At 51.6% G+C, this 22,753-nt stretch carries 20 protein-coding genes; 6 read left to right on the forward strand and 14 right to left on the reverse strand.

Annotated features, from left to right (window positions below; all coding sequences use genetic code 11):
* Nucleotides 1–16: 16 nt before the first annotated feature.
* The 10 genes from AC0YOA_RS35085 to AC0YOA_RS35130 all read right to left on the reverse strand — a co-directional run bounded on the left by AC0YOA_RS35085 (nucleotide 17) and on the right by AC0YOA_RS35130 (nucleotide 8,803).
* Nucleotides 17–1,561, reverse strand: coding sequence for an MDR family MFS transporter (locus AC0YOA_RS35085; protein WP_475790523.1), 1,545 nt, complete (start codon nucleotides 1,559–1,561; stop codon nucleotides 17–19).
* A 31-nt stretch (nucleotides 1,562–1,592) separates the two neighbouring features.
* Nucleotides 1,593–2,267, reverse strand: a complete 675-nt coding sequence (locus AC0YOA_RS35090; RefSeq protein ID WP_475790524.1) for a hypothetical protein — start codon at nucleotides 2,265–2,267, stop codon at nucleotides 1,593–1,595.
* Nucleotides 2,268–2,280: 13 nt separating this feature from the next.
* Nucleotides 2,281–2,961: a polymer-forming cytoskeletal protein gene (locus AC0YOA_RS35095; RefSeq protein WP_475790525.1), complete on the reverse strand. Its 681-nt coding sequence runs from the start codon at nucleotides 2,959–2,961 to the stop codon at nucleotides 2,281–2,283.
* 19 nt (nucleotides 2,962–2,980) lie between these two features.
* The gene (locus tag AC0YOA_RS35100; RefSeq protein ID WP_475790526.1) at nucleotides 2,981–3,604 is read right to left on the reverse strand and encodes a YhbD family protein; all 624 of its coding nucleotides are present in this window, start codon (nucleotides 3,602–3,604) and stop codon (nucleotides 2,981–2,983) included.
* A gap of 211 nt (nucleotides 3,605–3,815) precedes the next feature.
* A complete protein-coding gene (locus tag AC0YOA_RS35105; RefSeq protein WP_475790527.1) occupies nucleotides 3,816–4,238 on the reverse strand; it encodes a GNAT family N-acetyltransferase in 423 nt (140 codons plus the stop codon).
* A 101-nt stretch (nucleotides 4,239–4,339) separates the two neighbouring features.
* The gene (locus tag AC0YOA_RS35110) at nucleotides 4,340–4,690 is read right to left on the reverse strand and encodes a type II toxin-antitoxin system PemK/MazF family toxin (RefSeq protein ID WP_189000789.1); all 351 of its coding nucleotides are present in this window, start codon (nucleotides 4,688–4,690) and stop codon (nucleotides 4,340–4,342) included.
* 3 nt (nucleotides 4,691–4,693) lie between these two features.
* Complete coding sequence (locus tag AC0YOA_RS35115) at nucleotides 4,694–4,975, reverse strand: CopG family ribbon-helix-helix protein (protein WP_189000792.1); 282 nt, start codon at nucleotides 4,973–4,975, stop codon at nucleotides 4,694–4,696.
* Between the two features lie 216 nt (nucleotides 4,976–5,191).
* Entirely contained in the window at nucleotides 5,192–6,388 is a 1,197-nt protein-coding gene (gene alr, locus AC0YOA_RS35120) for an alanine racemase (protein ID WP_475790528.1), read from the reverse strand.
* Nucleotides 6,389–6,535: 147 nt separating this feature from the next.
* Entirely contained in the window at nucleotides 6,536–7,792 is a 1,257-nt protein-coding gene (locus tag AC0YOA_RS35125; RefSeq protein ID WP_475790529.1) for a DUF4367 domain-containing protein, read from the reverse strand.
* Nucleotides 7,793–8,179: 387 nt separating this feature from the next.
* Entirely contained in the window at nucleotides 8,180–8,803 is a 624-nt protein-coding gene (locus AC0YOA_RS35130; RefSeq protein WP_475790530.1) for a hypothetical protein, read from the reverse strand.
* 224 nt (nucleotides 8,804–9,027) lie between these two features.
* Between AC0YOA_RS35130 and AC0YOA_RS35135 the strand changes: the two genes are divergently transcribed.
* The 4 genes from AC0YOA_RS35135 to AC0YOA_RS35150 all read left to right on the forward strand — a co-directional run bounded on the left by AC0YOA_RS35135 (nucleotide 9,028) and on the right by AC0YOA_RS35150 (nucleotide 11,996).
* The gene (locus tag AC0YOA_RS35135; RefSeq protein WP_210046103.1) at nucleotides 9,028–9,900 is read left to right on the forward strand and encodes an SPFH domain-containing protein; all 873 of its coding nucleotides are present in this window, start codon (nucleotides 9,028–9,030) and stop codon (nucleotides 9,898–9,900) included.
* Nucleotides 9,901–9,916: 16 nt separating this feature from the next.
* Nucleotides 9,917–10,111: a type II toxin-antitoxin system antitoxin gene (locus AC0YOA_RS35140; protein WP_475790531.1), complete on the forward strand. Its 195-nt coding sequence runs from the start codon at nucleotides 9,917–9,919 to the stop codon at nucleotides 10,109–10,111.
* 192 nt (nucleotides 10,112–10,303) lie between these two features.
* The gene (locus tag AC0YOA_RS35145) at nucleotides 10,304–11,275 is read left to right on the forward strand and encodes a helix-turn-helix transcriptional regulator (RefSeq protein ID WP_475790532.1); all 972 of its coding nucleotides are present in this window, start codon (nucleotides 10,304–10,306) and stop codon (nucleotides 11,273–11,275) included.
* A gap of 112 nt (nucleotides 11,276–11,387) precedes the next feature.
* Nucleotides 11,388–11,996 (forward strand): SRPBCC family protein, encoded by a 609-nt coding sequence (locus tag AC0YOA_RS35150; protein WP_475790533.1) that lies wholly within the window; start codon nucleotides 11,388–11,390, stop codon nucleotides 11,994–11,996.
* Between the two features lie 209 nt (nucleotides 11,997–12,205).
* Here the strand turns inward: AC0YOA_RS35150 and AC0YOA_RS35155 are convergent, their stop codons facing one another.
* The 4 genes from AC0YOA_RS35155 to AC0YOA_RS35170 all read right to left on the reverse strand — a co-directional run bounded on the left by AC0YOA_RS35155 (nucleotide 12,206) and on the right by AC0YOA_RS35170 (nucleotide 17,777).
* On the reverse strand, nucleotides 12,206–13,984 hold the full coding sequence (locus AC0YOA_RS35155; protein ID WP_475790534.1) for a sensor histidine kinase: 1,779 nt from the start codon (nucleotides 13,982–13,984) through the stop codon (nucleotides 12,206–12,208).
* 177 nt (nucleotides 13,985–14,161) lie between these two features.
* Nucleotides 14,162–15,043: a carbohydrate ABC transporter permease gene (locus AC0YOA_RS35160; RefSeq protein ID WP_475790535.1), complete on the reverse strand. Its 882-nt coding sequence runs from the start codon at nucleotides 15,041–15,043 to the stop codon at nucleotides 14,162–14,164.
* Nucleotides 15,044–15,076: 33 nt separating this feature from the next.
* On the reverse strand, nucleotides 15,077–16,024 hold the full coding sequence (locus AC0YOA_RS35165; RefSeq protein ID WP_475790536.1) for an ABC transporter permease: 948 nt from the start codon (nucleotides 16,022–16,024) through the stop codon (nucleotides 15,077–15,079).
* 94 nt (nucleotides 16,025–16,118) lie between these two features.
* Nucleotides 16,119–17,777: a type 2 periplasmic-binding domain-containing protein gene (locus AC0YOA_RS35170; RefSeq protein ID WP_475790537.1), complete on the reverse strand. Its 1,659-nt coding sequence runs from the start codon at nucleotides 17,775–17,777 to the stop codon at nucleotides 16,119–16,121.
* Between the two features lie 196 nt (nucleotides 17,778–17,973).
* Here AC0YOA_RS35170 and AC0YOA_RS35175 point away from each other — a divergent pair, with 196 nt between their 5' ends.
* Both AC0YOA_RS35175 and AC0YOA_RS35180 read left to right on the forward strand, forming a co-directional pair.
* Nucleotides 17,974–19,632 carry a response regulator gene (locus AC0YOA_RS35175; RefSeq protein WP_475790538.1) on the forward strand — a complete coding sequence of 553 codons (1,659 nt, stop codon included), beginning with the start codon at nucleotides 17,974–17,976 and terminating at the stop codon, nucleotides 19,630–19,632.
* A 32-nt stretch (nucleotides 19,633–19,664) separates the two neighbouring features.
* Nucleotides 19,665–22,730: a family 78 glycoside hydrolase catalytic domain gene (locus AC0YOA_RS35180; protein ID WP_475790539.1), complete on the forward strand. Its 3,066-nt coding sequence runs from the start codon at nucleotides 19,665–19,667 to the stop codon at nucleotides 22,728–22,730.
* Nucleotides 22,731–22,753 lie beyond the last annotated feature (23 nt).

Consider the following 22,753-nt stretch of genomic DNA (forward strand, 5'->3'; position numbering starts at 1 on the left):
ACATTCTCACACGGACTCAGTGACTACCAAATTCCACCGGCTTGCGTTCCTTATCCCTGCCTTTACCCTGGTTTGGGATCACCAGTCGCGAGTTGCCCATAAACAAGACCGTCATCAGGGCCAAGCCTGCCGGAATAAGCCCCCACATGAACATCCTCGAGATGGAGCTTGACAGCGAATCGACGATTTTATCCATAATATCCTGAGGAATCGCAGCCCGCTTCTCCGGTGACAGCAGCTCGCGGATATTGCCAAGGGATTCTGTGCTTCCTTGCGTGCCGGCAAAGGCATTCTTCATATCGCCTGTCAGCAGATTGCGCTGGAGAATACCGAAAACGGTTAAGCCTACCGTCATGCCGAGTGAACGTATGAAAGCAAGCGTCGAATTCGCAGAGCCCCTTTGACGCATGTCAAAGTCATGAATGCCGGCCATACCCAGAACCGAGAAGGAGAAGCCGACGCCCAAGCCGGCCACAACCATATACACCGATAGCAGGAATTTGGACGTTTCCGGCGTAATGGTGCTCATCAGAAAGGTGCCGAGGACAAACAAGACAGCGGAGATAATCATGATATTTCGGTAGGTGGTCTTGCTTGCTCCGAAGCCCCCTATCTGGGCAGACACAACGGATCCGAGCGTCATCGGAAGCAGAATTAATCCTGAATTCGTTGCCGTTCCTCCCGTTACACCCTGCACATAAATTGGAATATACATGGCAAAGGTGATAAATACCGCCCCGTAAAATAAACTGGTCAAGGTACTGGCTGCAAACAGCCGCTTGCGGAACATGGAGTAGGAAATAATCGGCTCAGACGCTTTGGTTTCGACGAACAGAAATACGGCAAGCAAAGCGGCGGCAGCCCCGAATAAAGCAAGGATCGTCGGGGAGCTCCAGGCGAATTCCTGACCGCCAAGTTCAAGCGCAAACATCAAAGCGACGATCGAGCCCACCAGCGTTGCGGCGCCCCACCAGTCAATCCGCTGCCTGGAATGCTCCATAGACTCCCGGTAGAATAGCAGGATTAACGCAAGTGCAACAATTCCCACCGGCAGGTTAATGTAGAATATCCAGCGCCAATTAATATGGTCGGTAATGTAAGCCCCGAGCAGCGGGCCAAACAGACTCGAAGTGCCGAATACGGCTCCAAAAAGTCCACCCATGCTGCCTCTTTTTTCGGCAGGAAAAATATCGAACATAATAGTGAAAGCAATCGGCACCAGGGCGCCGCCGCCAATCCCCTGAATGGCGCGGTATATGCTCAGCTCTACAATATTGTGGGCTGTGCCGCACAGAACCGAGCCCAATAAAAACAGGAAAATGCCCAGCACAAAAAAACGTTTGCGCCCATACATATCCGACAGCTTGCCGAAAATCGGCATGGCGGCCATTTCCGTGACCAAGTAGGCGGAGGTCACCCAGACGAATTTGTCGACGCCCCCAAGGTCAGCGACAATCGTGCCCATCGCCGTGGCGACGATCGTATTATCAATGGCCGCCACAAGGATGCCGAGCAGCAGCCCGACGACAACCAGGCCCATTCTGCTTTGCTGCTGTGTCATCTTTCTTTCATCTCCTTATTTCGCGTCTTTGTTACTTGCTCTGTTTCTGAGCATGGACGACGCTGCCTTTGTTAAGCTCCAGCGAGCTCCGGTATTCCACCAGCCCGATGTCGCACGCAGGGCCAATGATAACGGTATTGCCCCGGATCACATCCGCCTTGGTATGCTCGACATATATGCTGTCGCCTTCAATCGTTCCAGCCTTCAGCTGCGCTGCTCCGGCCCGGGTGAAAAGCTCCTTGATTCCCTGCCATCTGCCGCGCTTCACCCTGATTGCCGCACCCCCGATTTCCCTTGCATAGCAAGGGCCGTACATGCCGATATCCACCCGGTCGGCAGACAGCAGCCCGTGAATTTGGAAGGCTCCATTATTCTCGAAACGCTCCGCTTCGCATTCACCGCCTGTATCCAGCTGGCCCTTGATTTTAAAAACGCCGCCCTTGGCGCTGCCCGATATTTTCAATTGTCCGAGTGCGGTCAGCTTGCCGGCCTTGAGATCGCCATCAATCTCAAACTCCCCCACGATTCGGGCGGTGCGGGATATAACGGAGCCGCTGACGGAGCAATTTCCGGTACAGGACAGCGAATCGCTCTCCGTATCCCCGTGTATTTCAGCTTCTCCGGTAATCCGGACACTCTGGAAAACACCGCCCGATGTAGAACCTGTGCCCGTAATCGTTAATTTACGCTGCCTATCCTGATTCATTTTGCTTCCCCCTTTATCCCTGAATGCGCTGATTGACCTTCGCGTCCGGATGAACAGCAAGCTCAGTACGATACTCCACCCGCTCGATGATGCAGCCTGGACCGATAGATATCCGATTGCCGCGGACAACCTGAGCTATTGTTCCTTCCAGATGAATGTTATCCCCTTCAATCGCACCTGTTGCCAAACGCGGATCGAATACGGGAATCAACCATTGAAACAGCTTAGACCACAAGCTCCGCTCGGACCTCTTGACCAGAATGCTCTCTCCGCCTATCTCCTTCACCTGACAGCGGCCGTACAACAGTATGTCAATCCTCTCGGCATTGAGCATGCCGTCCATAGTGAACCCCCCGCGGGAAACAAACTGCTCTGCCTCGCAATCGCCATGAAGCTGCAGCAAGCCTTCCAGCTGAATCTCATCACAGGCCATCCGCCCAAGAACTTTTATATCCCCTTCCATCTGGAAGTCAGGTGAATAGACGTCGCCCTCCACGGACATTTTTCCCTTCACACGTAGCTGCCGGGACCGGATAGCACCTCTTATGGTTGCGACCCCGTTAAGCTGAAAGCTTTCGCTGACGAGGTCTCCTTCCACTTTGCCTATACCGTCAATCTTTACAGAACCGTAATCGCCTCCCGCCGCGCTGCCAAAACCGGAAAGATTCAAATCTCTGCGCTTGCTCTCATCCATTCCCTGTTCCCTCCTTAACTTAAGTAAGCTTCATTCTCAGCTCTTCTATACAGTCTGTTACCGAAAGCCGCAGCACCTGCTTAACCCCGCGGTCAAAGCCGATTTTCTCGGAACGCCCAAGCAGTAAAAATATCGCAACACCCATCTTCCGGATGAAAACCACATCGCAGCCTTTGTCCTCAAAAGCCTTGAAATGCTCCTCCAGCGTAGGGATCAGCAGTGCCCCTTCTTCCAGACTCATCTCACCGGTCTGCAGCAGCTTATCGGCAATAAACAGAAATAATAGGCTTTGAAAAGAAAGCAGTGTGTTATCGGGAAAATCCCCTGCAAAGCGTCGTATGACCAACTCCGAAACAATGTTTCGTTTCCAGCAGTCGCCTTTACTGATACGAATGTCATTCAGTTCCGGGGAAAGCTTCCCCACCAGCTCATCCAATGACACATCGTCCTTCAGATGGAGGATTTTCTCGATTCGCGGCAATATCAGATCCCTGGGGAAAAAGGTTTCCTGTCCCGTAAACACGGCTTTGCGGATAAACCATTCTTCCGGAATAAGCTGCTTTCTTTTCCATCTGTAAAGCTGCCCGTAAGAAATCCCTGTAAGCTCAAGCAGCTCCTTCTTCGAAATCAATTCACGTTCCATTTCTTCACCTCTTCCAACAGCGTAACATAACATTGTTACGTTGTGAAGCCGAAAATTCTTCTCCACTGCTCTCTTATTTTATCCGACCCCAGAGCCGGCACAAAGCGTCGCAGGACCGAAAAGCATCTCCGTCTGCAGACCGACAGGCGGCTTGCCCGGGTTTCTGCTTCCCCTGACAAGCCGCCTGCCGACACCCCTATGATTCTAATGTTTAGTATGTTTTGACCATTAACAGATGAGGAATTCCCTCTTCCATGAAGATCTCGGAAGCCGGCTGATAACCCAATTTCGTATAAAAAGGCTCCGCATGCGTCTGGCCGTGCAGCTTGGCGCGAACCGCTCCCAGCTCCTTCGAGACCTCTTCCATTGCGATAACCATGTCTCTGCCCAGTCCATATTTGCGGTGGGACATCAATACGCAGATGCGCTCCAGCTTGGCTGTATCGCCGAGCAGTCTGAGCCTGGCTGCGCCGACAGGCCGGTCCCCGTCGATAATGACAAAATGCTCCGCCGCATCCTCGAACTCATCGATTTCCACCTCGACCGGAACACCCTGCTCTTCCACGAAAACCGCTCTGCGGACTTCATAGGCATTATCCCGTTCTTCCGGTGTGCTGACTCTTATAATTTTCATCTTAAATATTCCTCCTTCAGGTTTGTCCATTTTCCAATATAATTAAAAAACAGGGCGCCATCGCCCTGTTTCGTAACCTGCCGATATAAGACGATACTAGCTTAAAAATCGATCAGGCCGACGCTGATCTGCAAGGATTCATCGACTTTACGCATCGTTTCATCGTCCAGATGCGTAATCTTATCCGTCAATCTTTGCTTGTCGATCGTCCGGATCTGTTCCAGCAAAATGACCGAATCCCGGTCAAAGCCATGTGATGCCGCATCAATTTCAACATGCGTAGGCAGCTTCGCCTTTTGAATTTGTGCCGTAATGGCAGCCACAATGACCGTTGGGCTGAAACGGTTGCCGATATCATTCTGAATGACAAGAACCGGACGGACTCCACCCTGCTCCGATCCGACTACAGGTGACAAATCTGCAAAAAACACATCGCCGCGTTTAACAATCAACCTCTACACCCCGCTTACGAGTCGGCCAAGCGTATCGCCGGCATCTTCCTCCGCTTGAAAAGCTTCCGATGCCATAACCAGGTTGATTTTCGCCATTTCCAAATAACCGCGCTGCATCGACTCGCGGATCTGACGCTTTTTACGTTCAACTAAATACAGCTTCATCGCCTGACGAATAAATTCGCTGCGGTTTGAGTTTTCTTTGGCAACGATCCCGTCGACTTCTTCTAACAAATGATCGGGCAAACTGATCATTATCCTCTTGGTGTTTTGCAAATTGGCCACCAAACTCGCACCCCCAAAACATTTCCAGCAAAAGCGCACTATCAGTATTTCATTGTTGTGATCGTATTATACACCATCATATCTATGCGCGTGATATATCAAGTATGCTGCATCTATTAGCAGATGCGGAGTATGCCATTTACCCTCGTCCTACTCTTATTCGAGGTAAATCGCCAATATCCTGCTTAAACTTACTCCTTTTTTGAAAGGAAATATTTAAACCGGTTTGAGCAGCGGATTCTCTACCGCCGCGGGCTTGCCCCCGCGCATATAAATACGCGGCACCCGCGAAGCGATCATGCAGGTCACTTCATAGTTGATCGTTCCGAGAATATCGGCCACTTCGTCGGCCGTAATCGTCTCACCGCCCTGGGAGCCGATCAGAACAACCTCCTCGCCAGCCATCACCGGGCCGCTGCCGGATGCTTCTGCTTCAGCCGCTTCCAGCGCAATCATGCATTGGTCCATGCAGATTGTACCCAGAATCGGCACACGGTGTCCGCGCACAAGCGCCGAAGCCTTGCCGGTCATCATCCTGCTGTAGCCATCGGCATAACCGATGGGGAGCGTCCCGATCCGCTCGCCTTCTGCGCTTGTTACATAACGTGAACCGTAGCTGATTCCCCAGCCTGACGGAACTTCCTTTACCATCACGACCTGCGTCTTGAGAGACAATACAGGCTTAAGAGCAATCCGGCTCCGGTTCACTTCAGCAGAGGGATACAATCCATACATGCCGATGCCAAGTCTCAGCATTCCGCAGCCAAGCTCGGGCGTATCCATCCCCGCGGCGCTGTTGGCCGCATGTATAAGGGGTATCTCGTGTCCGGCCTGCCTCATATCCCGAACAAAAGCGGCGAACCGTTCAAACTGCAGCTGCGTATAAGCCTTATCCGCTTCATCCGCTCGGGCATAATGGGTGAACAGGCCCTCCACAAACAGCCGCGGCTCCTCTAACGCACGTGCTATGAAAGCCAGCCCCTCCGCTCCCGGAAGCAGGCCCAGACGGCCCATGCCGGTATCCACCTTCACATGAACGGTGAGCCGTTTGCCGTTATCGGGCAGGCCAGCTGCCGCATCCAGAACATCTTCACGGAACAACGTGATGGCAATATTAAGGTCCCTGGCCGCAGCGAGCCCTTCCGGCGGTACATAGCCGAGAACGAGAACAGGGATTTGAATGCCAGCCTGGCGAAGCTCTATCGCTTCATCCAGAAAAGCGACGCCCAGATAATCGACACCGCAGTCTTCCGCCTCTCTGGCAATTTCTACGGCGCCGTGTCCGTATGCGTTGGCTTTGACCGAGGCCATCAGCCGCATGCCCTCCGGTATCGCACTGCGAAAGGACTGCAGATTATGCGCAAGCGCGTCCAAAGATATTTCAGCCCTGGTGGGGCGGTAATACACGTTCAACTTACGTCCACCTTCTCCTCATCTAAACGCTCAAACGCCCGTTCGTATGGGGAGTATCCCCTACGCACGGGCGTTTGCTTTTATAACCCATAACCTTATGTTATACGTTGAGCCTTGAGGCTGTCAATGAAACGGGGAACCATTCCTTTATTTACTGATTTCTCCCTGCACCGACTGCGCGACCTTGACCATCTCGTAATCCGGCAGCGTAGCGCTGGTGATCCGGTATTCAATTCCATTATAGGTCCAGGTCAGCGTTTTCTGCTCGTCGCCGCTCATTTGACCGAGTGTGAAACCCAGATCGACCATATCCCCTTTCATCATGGAGACAGCCTGGTCACGAGGCTGAGTTTCAATCAGCGTATAGTCGTAATCGCCTGTATAGCGGATCATAAAGCCCGGATTGCCGCCAAACACAATCTCCTGCTGATCCTTCTCCGATACGCCTTCAGGCAGGTAGGAAGGCTCCATCGCGGTAAAGATTTGACCTTCAGTCCCGCCGGATTCCGCAGCCGGCGCCAGAGCGTCATCCGCGTTCTCATCCTGTGTTGAAGTTTCACTATTGGTACCGGTATTATCCGCATTCGTCGCGGTGTCTTCTGCATCATCCGGATTGGCATTGGCGTTATCGTCCGTCGTTGGCGTTTCTTCCGTCTGATTGTCGCCCGTATTTTGCGGTGAGTTTGCTTCAGGTGTGAGTACGGGCTCGTCATTTGCCGAAGCATTTGATTCATTATCCGGCTGCGCTGTCGTCGGTTGATTGCTCGTGCTGCTCTCCATATTGCGCTGGGTATCGAAGACGCTCTTATCGAGCTTGGAGCCGAACTCGAATTTGTTGAATTCTACCTCAACCATGACGGCGGCATTGGTATCGCTCACTTCCACCTTGCTTGGCGCATAATCCGATTTATTGAGCCATATTTTCTGGCGTGCCAGTGAACCGTTCTGATAATTCGCCATGACATCGAAGACGTAGTTGTCCTTATCGACGGCAAATTGACGGGAATTATCCAGCAAAATACTGGATACCAGTGTCTGGTACAGGTAGACCTGACCTTGGTTGGCCGGCCAATCGCTCTGGAACCGGAACACCTTGTTCAGACGGGGCGTCAGGACAAACACGCCTTCATCGTTGCGGAGCACAATTTGAGTAATGTCCTTCTTGGCATTGGTCAGTTCAATTCTGTAATACTGCGGCTTCTGGTAAGAGACGTCAACCTGGTACTCCAGAGGCTGCTGTCCGGTATGCAGAGTCATCGTGCCTGTTCCGTGATAGCTTTCCATTTTGTTAACCGTCTGGTCCAAATCCTTGACAACTGAATTCGCGTCCTTAGTCCCGCAGCCGGCGAGCACCGCCGTGGCGCACAGCAAGATGGCTGCGATGAAACTGATTCGACGACGCATGAGATCAACCCCTCATCACAAGTTTTTTTAAACGTATCCGGAGCTGTACGTGACCAGAGCGAGCGCTGATTCACACTGGCTCGTACGGGACAAGGCCGTTTACGCTTGACTTGTACATGTCTATGAGGGGACTTGGACAATTATGCGGACTAGTTTGACAAGCTTATTAAATCGGAGTGAGAAACGGATAATTATTGCAGATGGGCAAACAGCGGCATTGGCGCGGCGCTCCCGGCTTTTCCGGCTTTGACGATGCTTGCATTTGGCAAAAAAAAAGGAAGGCGGGCACTTTTCTTCAAAGTGTCTGCCTTCCGGTTTGACTCTGCCTATTGAAGCGGCCATTAAGAAGAAACGGCTTTCTCCATCCTTGGGCGGTGCAGCAAGAGGTTATAGCCTGTTATCTGCGCCTTCCACTGCCAGTAGATAGCTGTCCAGCGCTTGATGGAAACGGAAAAAGGAACCGGACAGCACATCGATGTTCCTTTTCAAGTGCTTCTTCGTGGATACGTTTTTGTAATAGAGGAACTGATCCACATTCTTGTCCAGTTTATCTCTGAGAGTGAGAATGAAGTCGGGAGATGCCTGCTGCTCCGCCAGCTCGTTCAGATCAGCGGCCAGCGCTTCGCTCAGCTCCTGCAAATTTGGCAGTGCCAGCTGCTGCTGTATAAAGAAAACCTCCGGTGTAAAGTCCTCGCGAAAATCCTGTCCGGGAACTTGTTCCCAGTAATCATTCCACGTTTGAAGCAGATCTGTTTTGAACAGCATATATTTGAGGAATCCGCACAACCAGGCCGTACAGCTCGTATTTCGAAGCTGGCAGCCTACCCGGTCGGACAGATGTCTGCAGCCGCTGCAGCAGGAGCCTCCGTGCTCGATACAAACTTTGCAAATCTGATTCGTTCCGATTTCCTGCATGACCTGCAAACCGTTGTCGATGACCTTCTGTCTGGTTACCAGCTTCAGCTCGGGTTGAGGCTGCGATTTGCTGCTGTTGATGGTTAATCCGGACATTCGCATCCACTCCATTTCTATTATAGGCAGCATAAATAATTGAATGTTTGAATGTTCTGATATCCTTTGTATTATACCCCACAGAAAGGACAATCCTCAATAAAAGGAAGTCCCCGTTAAAAAAAGATGCGCGGCAGTTTCCCGTTCACAACATAAAACGGTTTGAAATTATTGAAAAAAGTGATATCATATTCATATCACATTGATATTAGGGAGGGTTCAATATGCAGGAACGCAAAGCCTGGCACGTAAATGGCTTTCTTGCCTTGCTGTTATCGCTCGTTCTGGTCGTTGGCGCAGTGGTTCTGTTTATCGCAGTCGGAACGCAGGATGAGCCGGGTTCAGGACTGATCATTCTTGGGGTGGTGATGCTGCTGCTTGGTTTTGTGCTCATGACGTCGCTCAGCGTCGTCCAGCCCAATCAGGCCAAGGTCATCACTTTCTTCGGCAAATACAAGGGAACGGTCACAGACAGCGGATTATGGCTGGTTTTCCCCTTCACCAACAAGGCGCGTGTGTCTCTGAAAGTCCGCAATTTCAACTCCCAGAAGCTGAAGGTCAATGACCACTCCGGGAACCCGGTAGAAATTGCGGCTGTTGTGGTTTTCAAGGTGACCGATACGGCAAAAGCTTCATTCGACGTCGACAATTACGAGAAATTCGTCGAAATCCAGAGCGAGACGGCAGTACGGCATATCGCCGCACAGTATCCTTACGACTCCTATGACGAGGATGGAACCTTCTCCCTTCGCGGCAATGCGGATGAGGTATCCTCCAGGTTGATGGCGGAGCTCCAAAGCCGACTTATGGTAGCCGGCGTTCAGGTTATGGAGACCCGGCTCTCCCATCTGGCCTATGCTCCCGAGATTGCCAATGCGATGCTGCAGCGCCAGCAGGCGGCAGCTATCGTATCGGCCAGGCAAATGATCGTTGACGGCGCCGTTGGTATGGTGGATTCAGCCCTGCAGCAACTGGAGCAACGCGGCATCGTACTCGATGACGAACGCCGTGCGGCAATGATCAACAATCTGATGGTGGCCATCGTTTCCGAACGCGGAACGACCCCGGTCATCAATACGGGCACACTTTACACCTGAAGGCTGAATCATTCATATGGCCAAAGAACGCAAGGCGTTCCCGCTTCGTCTCGACGTCGAGCTGCACCAGGCGCTGGAGAAATGGGCTGCAGACGAGTTCCGCAGCGTGAACGCGCATATCGAGTTTCTGCTGCGCGATGCCCTGCGCAGGGCGGGGCGTCTGAAACGGCCGCTGCCACCACAGCAGCCGGATGAAGCTGAAGAGACATAAAGTTTATTTCCCAACGGAAAGAAAAACTCTTAAAGAGAGTGCCGCCGAACAAATTCGGACGGCACTTTCTTTGTATTGTGCGGGGATTCGTGCTCCTCGGAGCATTTGTTGCTGCTGAACATAAATACAGGTACCATAAAGGATAGGATTTACACCCCTTCCTATTCTAATCCGTAAAGGATGTGCCCTCTCATGTCCAAAGCTGATCATATGCTGTCTATTCTATGGCTGCTGAAGACCCGCAGGAAAATGAGCGGCTTCGCGCTCGCCGATGAGCTGGAAATCCATGTCCGCAGCGTTTACCGGTATATCGACGCATTATGCGCCAGCGGCGTTCCCATTCTTTCCGACAAGGGCCGGGCCGGCGGCTACTACATCCCGGACCATTTTACAGATGCGCCGCTGTTCTTCGATGAACAGGAGCAGAAGGCCCTCGTTCATGCAGCTCTGTTCGCTCAGGAAGCGGGCTACCCCCAAGGCGATGTATTGGAGCGCGTTGTCGGCAAAATAAAGCGGTACACCAATCCGCAGCAGTTAGAGCGTCTGGAACGGCATGAAGCGGATGTCGAGATCATTGAACCGCCTGTTCCGGATGATGAGTCGCGCATGCTGCAGCAGCTGGAGTCCTCCCTGGACGCCCGTCATTCCGTGTCCATTACGTACCAGACCGGGCTTGAAGGCTTACCGCAAGTACGCCGGATCGATCCTTACGGTCTTGTGCACTGGAAAAGCAAATGGTATTTGATCGGCTTCTGCTATCTTCGCGAAGAAATCCGCAGCTTCCGCGTTGACCGTATAAAAGCCGTATCCGGTACGGACTTTATCTTTCAACGTCCGGAAGGGTTCTCTGCCCGTGATTTTCTGCTCGGGAGCCTGCTTCCGGATTCAGAACTTGAATCGAACCGGGTATCGGTGCATGTTACCGGGAATGCCGAAGCCCTGGACGATTTGAGCAGGCATTGGCTGGTCTCGCACACTCTGATCGAACGATCCGCCCATCAAGTTGATTTTGAGCTGGATGAATGGAATTTATATACGCAAGCTCCTTACCTGCTGCTGTCATACGGAGGCCGGATACAGGTCCAGGAGCCGCCTGAGCTGCGGGAATGCTTGGCCGAGATAGCCTTTGCTTTATATGATATTTACCGCTCTCCTTCCCCTTAAACAAACCCTAACCTGATTTTTTTCCCATCAAAAATTAAAGGCTGACCGTGGCTGTCAGCCTTTGTGTTATATAATAACTAACAGCAGTTTATTAAAACGGGAGGTTACCTCTATGGCAGGCATCATATTCAGGCAAGATATTATAACCGAAACCGGCATAAGCTGGGAAAAGTGGACGCAGCTTCTCAAGGAGGATTGCGGCGCGGCATATTCCCATGATCAGCTGATTGCCTATTTGCAGGAAGTACGCGAGGTCAGCGCCAAATGGGCGCCTATCATCGCTGCTATGTATGGTCAGAGCCTTGGACGCAAGCCTGTCGGGCAGACGGCCGCAGTGGGATTCAATATCGGCGTCCGAAAAACCGTTGCGGCTCCCCGAGAACGGGTCTGGTCCTATATGCTCTCCCCTGAGGGTCTGAAGCTGTGGATCGGTGAAATCCCCTCCCTGACGCTGGAGGCCGGAAGCGTATTCGAGTCCCGGGACGGAACCTCCGGCAGGCTCGGCGTGGTCAAACCGTATGAGAAGCTGCGGATGAGCTGGCAGCGAAAGGATTGGGACAAGCCCTCGTCGCTGCAGATTTATTGGTTATCCCCGTCTGCGCAGAAGACAACGATCAGTTTCCACCAGGAGAAGCTGGAGGATCTCTATATGAGAGAGATCATGCGGCTGCACTGGGACAAAGCTGCGGAAACCATTGTTAGAGAAACAAGGGAGGATTAACCGCGTATTATGTCTGCTGCTTCGAGGATAACAAGCAGGAACAAATTCAAGCCGCTGCACCGCACCAACTAAAGGTTCGCTATCCCAAAGTGGGCTTTAAGGAAGAAATGACGATAAATATTTTTGCTGGTTAATAACGGACTTTCCTAGAGGCGCGGTCATGGCATATTGGAGCATAAGGCCGCCCTCTCCTTTTCATTTTATTACGGTTAAATAGATTCCAGGTTATGTCCCTGGTTGCTTCCATTCTTCACTTCTTCCACCGGAATCGACAATCGGACTTGAAACCGACCTGGTTCATTCACGATTTGCAGCCCGCTGTCAGGGCCATACTTTAATTTCAGCCTGCGGTGTACATTGACGAGGCCGGTGGTTTCTACATTCAGGCTGTTCGTCTTCAGCTTCAGCAGCAGCTCCTGGAATTGAGGCTCAGGTATATGCTCCCCATTGTTATCTACAAGAATGATCAAATATCCCTTCTCATATTTGAAGCAAACCTCTAATCTTCCATCTGCGATCGTATTGCGAAATCCGTATTGATAAGCATTTTCCAGCAAGGGCTGGATAATGAGCTTGGGAACCCGAAATGCGCGGTACGAATCCGGAACGGCCTCCAGATGCACAGCAATGCGATCCTCAAAGCGGAAAGTCTGAATGGCGATATAATTTTGGGCAAACTTAATCTCTTCCTCCAGCGGCACATCATCCTGCTGCGTCCTTGTTATGTAGTGAAAATAATGACCCAAATGATGAGAAAACAAGGCGATATTCTCGTTCTCCTCATTCTTGGCCATCCTGTAGAGGTTGAAGAAGCAGTTATAGAGAAAATGCGGATTGATTTGGGACTGAAGCTGCCTCAGCTCAGACAGGTTGGCCCGATACTTTTGCTCGTACACCTCTTGAATCATTTCCGTCATATTCGCCACCATGGAGTTGAATTGACTGTACAGATAGCCAAATTCGTCTGATCTGCGATGTGTCAGTATCGTCCCCCAATTGCCGTTCTCCACCCGTTGAAATGCCCGCAATAATCGCCTCATGGGTTGATGAATTTGCCGGAAAATCCAATAAGCGAATAATACGATTACGATGATGGAAATGGCCGATAGCGCCCAATACCAGTTGCGATACTCGCTGAGCGAGCCCAATATGGCAGACTCGGGCATATAGGACAGCAGCGTAACTCCGTGGGATGCGGAACGCTCCACGATGAACCAGTATTTTTCCCCGCCGATGGTAGTCTCTTTCACGTAAGAGGGGCTATCCTTGGGAAAGCCGGCCATAATCGGCTTGATATCGAACCATGGAATAGGCGCATTGTCGCTGGTTACGGCCCACTCTCCCCCGGGATCGATAAGCATGGACCCTCCTTTGCCGCCTATTTCGAAACGATTGAGTACCTCCTTCAACCGCTCCTGATTGATTTCAACACCGATCAGAAATTGGGGCTCCTGCCCGTTGATCAGTGCCAGATTCGAATAAGGGAAGCTGATGAATAGACGGTTCTGCCAATGGATAAACGGATTCTCATAGCGGTTGTTAATCGATTTCAGCGCGGTATATTCATCCTCCGGAAGATCGCTGTATTGGGTTGAATCCGTGATCCATCTATGTGTATTTGGCAAAAAGGCGGCTGCGTTCAGAATATACGGGCTTGTGTTGATCATCCGGTTAAGCTGATTGTTGATGGATATAATGGCCTCGCGGCGTTCCTTGTCGCTAATAATCGGATCAGCGATGCTGAGCGTCCGCAGATTCCTGTCGTTCACATATTCCTCCTGCATGCTGATAATACGGGTGAATTCGCTATCCAGCAAATGAATGTAGAAGGAGACCCTCGATTGGATCGAATTTTCGATTTCCTGCCTGACATTCCGCTCCCCATATTCATTCATCTTCAGGCTCAGGACATAAATCGGTGTTATCACGACAAGAAAAGACAGCAGCAGCTTGGGATAAATACTCGAAAGCTTGACCCGCCAACGCATTTTAAGTCTCGACCTCCTTGTGTAGTAGGACCTTTTCGACAAAACAGGAAAAATGTCCTGCTTGGGACAGCAGGACATGCGAGACCTCCAATGGTTGATGATGCGTTTGGGAACGGAGCTTGCCATCCTGGCGGTCTGCTCCGATTTCCAAGAATGCAAGCATCGGAGCAGCCGTTGTTATTCCTTCACGCTTCCCAGTACAATGCCTTTGATGAAAAAGCGCTGCAGAAACGGATATACGAGCAGGATCGGGAGTGCGCCCAGGAATATCTGGGCAGCTCTTGTCGTGCGCTCCGACACGCTGTTCATCAGGTTCAGAACATCTTCCGAGCCAAGCGATGTAAAGTCCAACTCGATCACGATGGTACGCAGGTAGGTCTGGAGCGGAAAGTGTAAAGGCGAGTTCATATAAATCATTCCGTCGAACCAGGCGTTCCAGTGATTCACCGTGCTGAATAACGTGATTGTGGCAAGCGCGGGCAGCGATAGGGGCAAATAAACCCGGATGAGCGTAGCAAAGTGTCCCGCTCCGTCTATCAAGGCGGCCTCCTCCAGCTCCTTCGGCAAATTACGGAAAAAGTTGAGCAGCAGAAGGACGTTAAAAACAGGTACTGCGCTTGGCAGCACCAATGCCCAGACCGAATCGAGCAGTCCGGTATATCGAACGGCAAGATAATTCGGGATAAGCCCTCCATTGAATAAAATCGTAAAGACCAGAACCCAGGCATACAAGGTTCGCATAGGAAAAGCCCTGCTGTCCTTGGACAGCGGATAGGCGAGCAGAATCACCATGAGCATATTGAAGGGGACACCCAGCAATACCCGTTTTATCGTTACAAGCACGGATTTCAGAAAATCCGGTTTATCCAGGACATATTTATAAGCGTCTGTCGTGAAACCAACGGGCCATAGGAAAACTTCCCCCACCGACAGGCTGCTGCTGAATGAAATAGCCAGTACATGCAGAAGCGGAAAAATGCACAGCAGAGATAGTCCGATAAGAAACGTATGGTTCATGATGTCAAAGAAGCGTCCAAACCATGAGCGGTCTTGTACCAATTCTTGCTCTCCCCTCTGAAATCGTTTAAAAATCTAGAAAATTCTATAATTGGCTATCCGGTAAGCCAGAAAATAGGAAACTGAAATCAATATAAAGGATACCGCGGATTTGAATAATCCTACCGCTGTCGCCAGCGAGTACTGCGCTTGCTGCAAACCCAGCCTGTAGACGAATGTGTCCAGAATATCGCCTGTATCGTACACGGTTGGGCTGTACAGGTTGAAGACCTGGTCAAAGCCCGCATTGAGGATTTGTCCCAGACTGAGCGTGGCGAGCAGTACGATAATGGGTGTCATGCCGGGCAGAGACACATGCCAGGCTTGTCTCAAGCGGCTTGCGCCGTCTATAACAGCAGCTTCATACAGGCTTGGATTAATGCCTGTTAGCGCTGCCAAATATACAATGGTCGAAAATCCGAAGTCCTTCCACAGATCCGTTGTTATGAGTACATATGGGAAATGCCTCGCATCCCCGAGAAAAAAGATGGGCTCGATCCCGAACCATTGGAGCAGCTGATTGACGATTCCCTTGGAGGGAGAAAGGACATCAATCAGGATCCCGCCCAGAATAATCCAGGAAAGAAAATGCGGCAAATAGATCAGCGTCTGGATACTCCGCTTGATGGCGGCTATCCGGATTTCATTGAGCAGGATTGCGATAACGATGGGGAACGTTAAGCCGGTTATGACTTTCATGGATGCGATATATAATGTATTCCAGATCACCTGGGCCATGTTCGGCAGCTGCAGCATATACTCAAAATTATCCCATCCGACCCATTCCGAGCGGAAGATGCCGAATGCGGGCTTGAAGTTCTGAAACGCAATGACCAGCCCGAACATGGGTGCGTAATGATAAATAAGCACCAGTATGATGCCGGGAATCATCATCATATGCAGGGGCCAGCGGCTGTAACGGGATCGCCTTCCCAAAGCGGCCTTATTCAAGCCGGTTCCCGGCTTTGCGATTGTTGTTTTCATAGTTCATCTTCCTCGCTTGCCAATTTGCCAATCCTTCTGAAATAAGCATCGGAGGGGAACCGACGCCCCTCCGAAACGATTGTACGTTCTTCAATTATTGTGTGGCTTTCCAGTCATTGACCTGCTTCGTCATTTCCTCTCCGCCGAGCTGATTCCACTTCGGTATCATGGCATCAAATGTATCGACGGGATCCCCTAATATAATTCCCATATAAGTCTCGTCAAGCAGATCCGAAAGCGTGCTTTGACGCTGAACCATAAGATCGGTAGGGGTGCTGAAGTATTGATCCGGATACATCAGATTGTCCTTCACAATTTTCTCGAGGAGACTGAGCGACCCTTCAGGTCCAAACACCTTATATGTTCCCCACTGCGACGCATCGCCGCCCTGGTACGCTTTCACTTGATCATAGTAGCCTTTTTGCTCCGGATTCAGCTTGCTGGTGTCATTGGACTGCAAGGCCGAGTTGACCGCCAGGTAGGCATCCAGATTCTTTCTCGCGCCCCATGCCTGGACATCCATATATTTGAACGTGTGGAATTCCAGATTGGGACCGTCATACATGTATTTAAATTCGGCTTTATCGCTGAACAGCTTCTGTACGAACGCATCCATCGTCTTCACCAGCGCATCCGGATACTTGCTTTTCTTGCTGGCTACCCAGAAAGTTCCGATTCCCGAGCTGATCTGGGATTTGGCTGGCTGGTCGTCCACGGAAGCCAACTGATACATTTCCCACTTGGCATTCGGATCCTTGGCCACCGATTTGCTCAAATAGTTGATCGGATTCGCCATGATTCCGTAGGTCATTCCCACTTTTCCCGCTACGATATCGTCAGTCAACTGCGTCGTCGTCTTGACGGAGAACTCTTTGTCGATTTCACCGGCTTTATACATCTCCTGCAGCTTGCTGAGCGCCTGCTTGGCTTCCGGTTGAATGGCGCCGTATACCAGCTTGCTCTTGTCCTTGGGATCTTCGATCCACATTTTCCCGTAGGAATGGAAGCTGTTCAAGAAGTAGTTGAGACCGCCGAATCCGGTGAAAATGTCTTTCGTGAGGCCCAGACCCACGGTGTCGTCCTTCCCGTTCTTATCCGGGTCGTTTTTCGTAAATGCTTGGGATATCGCCAGTACGTCGTCCATCGTTTTGGGAGCGGGCAGTCCCACATTGTCGAGCCAATCCTTGCGGATCCAGATCATGCCTGCTCCATCCATCGTGGCCGTTACATAGGGAAGCGCCATTAGTTTACCGTCGATGGTAGCGGCTTTAAGCGTAATCCCGCCATCTTCATTCAAGCGGCTCTTGAGCAGGTCAGAGGCGTATTGATCATAGACATCCGTCAAATCCGCAAGAGATCCGGCATCGGCCAACTGCTTGAATTGAGTCGCGTCAACCTTGAAGAAATCCGGCAGATCGCCTGAAGCGATGGTTACGTTCAATTTATCCTTGTAACCGGCGGAATCCGTAACCCAGGTATTTTTGAGCTCGAAACCGTATGTATCCAGCAGATACTTGGTCCAGATATTGCTGTCCATCGAGTCGCCTTCCGCAAATTCGGTGATATCGGCTTGGGCCCGTACAGTCGTGACTGTAACCGGGGGATCGTATTTGGCAGACATACCTGGAGCTGCACCCGAAGATTCATTGGTCTTGCCTGGTTCCGTTTGCGCTGTCGTCCCGGAATTGCTCGAACAAGCCGTGAGGATTGTCATCAGGACCAATAAGGACGCTGTCATTTGTTTCCGTGTCACATGTATTCCTCCTCATAAAATTTGAAAACGGTTGGCCGCTGCTTCCCACTCACATTATAGTAAACGGGGAGGTTCACCAACTACGGTAATATTTTGACATCGTATGTCATTGGTCAACTTCTTGCCGGAAAGCCATTTCCATGAGGAAGTTAGCGTTTATAATAAACCCATATGGAAGGGAGATGGTCCATACCTCATGTACAACCTGCTGGTTGTCGACGACGAACCGAGAATCGTTAACGGGCTATACGAGCAATTTCAGGATTGGAAGCAAGGAGAGCTTGGCGTTTACCGTGCGTACTCTTCAATGGAAGCATTGCGGATATTGGGCACAACCAAGATGGATATCGTCGTAACCGATATTCATATGCCCGGGATGAGCGGCATTGAGATGCAGAAGGAGATCATCAAGCTGTGGCCACGCTGCCACGTTATTTTTCTGACCGGATACAGTGATTTTGAATATGTGCAATCTGCCATGCGGGATGGGGGATTGGATTATATTCTCAAGATTGAGGGCGATGAGCCCATCCTGGCGGCCGTCAGCAAAGCGATTAAGCTCCTTCAGGAAGAGCTGGTATCCGGGCAGCTTCTTGACAGAGCCAGGCAGCAGCTTCAAGCTGCTAATTCATTAATCCAGAAAGAATATCTGACCAGCCTGCTGCAGGGCGAGCTGTCCGCCAAGTCAATCAGTCAGGATCGCTTCAATGACATGCAGATTCCACTCGCCGCCGAGGAAGACGTCCTATTGGTTATTGGCAGAGTGGACCGTTGGCCTGATCATATCAGTCAATCGGACCAGCCCTTGTTCATGTATGCCATTCAAAATGTCGCCAGTGAATATTTAAGCACGCTCGCATCCATTTCGTTCTCGATGAAGCCCTCCCACCTGATCCTGCTGATACAGCCAATCGCGGCCAGCCGGAAGCTGGGCAGAGAGGACTGCGATAAATGTCTGGCCTTCGTTCAGGGGATGATGTCCGATATTCAGGAGACCTGCAGGACTCATCTGCAGCTGCCCGTGTCGCTTGCAATCAGCAGCCATTTTTGCTCCTGGACTGCGACGGCGGCACAGAATCTGAAGCTGGAACGATTGTTTCAGCAAGGATTAGGCCATGGCCAGGAGATGCTGCTGACCGATCTGAAACCGCAAGAGCCTTCCGCTGCCATGCTGCAAGGCATGTCCAGGCAGGATATCGCGCTCAAGCTCAGCTCGATCAGGCATTTGGAAACCGGGCTGCTCAGCGGCCAGAAGGATAAATTCACAGAGGTATACAAGGATATTTCTGAAACCGCCCGGATCCTGCAGACATCACCCGTTCATTATTCATTTGTCGTGGAAATCCAATACGCCTTGGCTGCGATGTATCTGGCTTACATCAACCATTGGGGCTTTCTGGGCACCGTATCCGAAGCTATGGATATAAGGCTCCTGCTCCAGGGCGGCTCTTTCCGTTCCTGGGAGGAAGCGGACGCTTATTACAGAGAATTGTCCGACATTTTGTTCAAGCAAAGAACGGACGATCAGAAGAACCGTACCCAAAAGGTGTTAATGGCCGTCAATCAATATATTGAAAATCATCTGTCGGAGGACCTGTCGCTTGAAGCGCTGGCCTCTCACGTATACCTGCATCCCACCTATTTGTCCCGTCTTTACAAGCAGATTACAGGCGTGCGCATTTCCGATTACCTTAAGGATATGCGTCTGACAAAGGCCAAGGAGCTTCTTGCCAACCCGAGAATGAAAATACATGAGGTAGCGGTGCTTGTCGGATTTGAATCCGCTCACTATTTCACCAAAGTGTTCAAGAAAGAAATGCTTGTCACCCCCCAAGAGTACAGGGACCGCCTGTAGATGAGAAGCATAAAAGAAGGAGAGAAGGCTGCATGAAGGATTGGTTCGCAGGAGATGCCAAGTGGATTTGGGGAGGAACGGAAGTCAGTCCCCGCAATGAATGGCGCTGTTTCCGTAAAACATTTTATACCCCGCCGGATGCATGGGATTCAGGGAATTTAGCGATAACGGCAGATTCCCGTTATGTGCTGTATGTGAACGGCGTGAAGGTCGGCCGGGGGCCGATGCGAAGCTGGCCCTCCGAGCAGTCATACGATACCTATGACATCGCCCACCTGCTGAAGCCGGATCAGCTTAACACCTTATCCGTCCTGGTACAGCATTTTGGCGTATCCACCTTCTACTATATCCGTGGAAGAGGAGGCCTGCTTGTCCAATTGGACCTGTCCGCGAGAGATGGAGCTTCCGAGCGCATTGTATCCGACGGCTCGTGGAGGACCGCCCGCTGCCTGTGGCAAGACAGCAGAGCTTCCAGGATGTCCTGCCAGCATGCCTTCACAGAACGGATCGATGCGGGGGCTTGGGACGATGAATGGCTCCTGTCCGATTATGCGGATTCGGAATGGCCGTATGCGGCTGTTATTGGGAAGGCCGGAATAGAACCATGGGAGAACCTGAAGCCACGGGATATTCTGCCGCTCACCGAGGAAACGGTATATCCGGTCAAGGTGGAGGCAATGAATCGGGTTATTCCGGTAACCTGGACAACCAATATTGATCTGCGCAGCCAGATGATACCCGGCTGCGAAGACAATGCCAATGAATATATGTATGCCGGGTATGCTGCCACGGTCATACGGGTCGAGGCTGCGGGTAAAGCAACCGTAGGGTTCCCTTATGCTCCTCCCCACTTCAACGGCTTGATCATCAACGGAGAACGGTACGCCAAACAGGAGTTTATCGCGTTCAAGTCGGAAAAGTATCTGGAAATCAAATTACGCGAAGGCGATAATCTGCTGCTCATCGAGCTGGCCGGCAAGGATCACGGCCGCGGTTTATTCATGGGAATCGATTGCGATAGCGCATTCGAGCTGCATTCGCCTATTGTGGAGAGTGCAACGGATTTCGATATTAGCGCCCTGATCGATAACGTTTCAAGTTCAGGGACATCTTCTCTCGCGGATAATTCCCCTTTTATAACCATTGGGCCTTTCGAATGCTATGAATATATCGACCATCGATACAGCCAGGAGGATCGGAGCAGGCAGCGGACAATCGATGCCTGCGGAAGCTCAAATGAGCAGGTTAGCGCTGCCCTGGATGAGCAAGCGGCCCGCAAAGTATCCGCGTTCCGGGAAGCAGGGGCCGCAGCTTCAGCGGAACAGCTGGCTCAGTGGAAGACTTGGATACGGCCTGTGCCCGATCGGTTGGTCAGCAAGGAATCCATACTCGCGTTATCGGTATGGAAGAAGCGCTCCTTCCCTGAACCAGTCCCCGCTGCTTTGCAGCAGGTGGTTGCAGCCAATTCCATACCTGGCGTTGTCCCGATCTATGAGCATGCGGATACCGAGATTATTGTGGACTTCGGCACTCAGGCTGTAGGCTATATTTCATTCGAGCTTGATGCGGATGCCGGCACTGTTATCGATTTCTACGGCTTCGAGCATATGCGGGACGGCTGGATCCAGCATATGAACTATCTCGACAATTCACTGCGGTATATTTGCCGTCAGGGAAGACAGCGGTTTACCTCGTATGTAAGGCGCGGATTCCGCTATTTGGCCGTAACCGTCCGCGGGGCTATCAAGCCGGTCAAGCTGTACGGCGTGCAGCTGCAGCAGAGCCATTACCCCGTTGCCGAGATCGGACAATTCCAGTGCTCCGATTCACTTATCAACGATATTTGGCGGATCAGCCAGACGACCACAAGGCTGTGCATGGAGGATACCTTCGTGGATTGCCCCGCTTATGAACAGGTGTTTTGGGTAGGGGATGCCCGCAACGAAGCGTTGATCGCCTACTATTTGTTCGGCAGCGAGGAGATGGTCAAACGTTCCCTTGAGCTTGTACCCGGTTCGAAAGGGCAAAGCCCGCTGTACGCAGACCAGGTGCCAAGCGGCTGGAACAGTGTTATTCCGAACTGGACCTTCTTTTGGGTCATCGCTTGCCTGGAATATTATGCCCGCACGGGAGACAAGGCTTTCGCAGAGTCGGCATGGCCGCACGTCGCATTCACACTGGACCGTTATCTGGATCTCATCGATGAGCGCGGACTGCTCTATATGGATGGCTGGAACCTGCTGGATTGGGCGCCCATTGATCAGCCCAGGGAGGGTGCGGTTTCGCATCAGAACATGTTTCTTGTCAAAGCGCTTCGGAGTGCGGCGGAATTGGCTGAGTTGGCGGGAGCCTTCCAAGAGGCTTTATCTTACAGAGCAGAAGCGAAAGCGCTATCCGAGGCTATCAATTCCTATTTGTGGTCCGAGGAACGGCAGGCGTATATGGATTGCATTCATGCCGATGGCCGCAAGTCGGACATTATAAGTATGCAGACTCAGGTTGTTGCCTTTCTGTGCGACATCGCAGATCATGACCGAAAATCACAGATCAAGAGCTATCTCCTGTCGCCTCCGCCTCATTTTGTGCAGATCGGCAGTCCGTTCATGTCTTTTTTCTATTATGAAGCGCTGGCCGGGATGGGACAGTTCTCCCCTATGCTGAAGGATATGAGACAGCAGTACGGCCAGATGATCGAATACGGGGCAACGACCTGTTGGGAGATGTATCCCAAGCAGAAGGACGGGCGGGCGATCCCGACGGAGCTGACGCGCAGTCACTGCCACGCCTGGTCGGCAGCTCCCGCATATTTTCTTGGCATCGGGGTGCTGGGCGTGAAGGAAGCAGCTCCGGGATGGAGTGCTGTCATCGTTGAACCGCAGCCCTGCGGACTTTCCTGGGCCAGAGGCAGCGTACCGCTGCCGGAACGGGGCCGGATTGATGTGAGCTGGTCACTGGATGCGGGGGGTCATATGAAGTTACAGGTGTGGCTGCCGTATGATGTTGAGGCTGCCGTTCATCTTCCTCACGGATACGAGGGTACGGTCGACATCATCAGAATCGGTCAGCCTCCGGAATCCCGATCAGCTCAAACAGTTTAAAATGAAGATCATTCAAGGTGCAC

This window comes from Paenibacillus sp. JT22N12, assembly GCF_056269365.1.